At 54.7% G+C, this 236-nt stretch carries 1 protein-coding gene; it reads left to right on the plus strand.

What is annotated here, in order from left to right:
* A partial coding sequence (locus tag AAEZ09_RS29170; RefSeq protein ID WP_350601797.1) for a hypothetical protein occupies positions 1-214 on the plus strand: 214 nt, incomplete at its 5' end.
* Positions 215-236 lie beyond the last annotated feature (22 nt).

Below are 236 nucleotides of genomic sequence, written 5' to 3' on the forward strand. Positions count from 1 at the left end.
AAGCCACTCCAACGCCCAGCCGTCTGGTAAACAAGCCCGGGGGCCAACGCGCGCGCCCCCGCGCGCCAAACACGCCCGTAAACTAAGTCTTTTATTAACCACAAAAAAACACGCCCCCGATCGCGAGATCGGGGGCGTTTTTGTTTTGTCTGGAGAAAAAATCAAAACATCGCAGCCTCGTTTCACTCGACAGCTCCTACAGGCGTACATATAACCCTGTAGGAGCTGTCGAGTGA

Source organism: Pseudomonas sp. 65/3-MNA-CIBAN-0223, from assembly GCF_040310425.1.
GTDB lineage: Bacteria > Pseudomonadota > Gammaproteobacteria > Pseudomonadales > Pseudomonadaceae > Aquipseudomonas > Aquipseudomonas gregormendelii.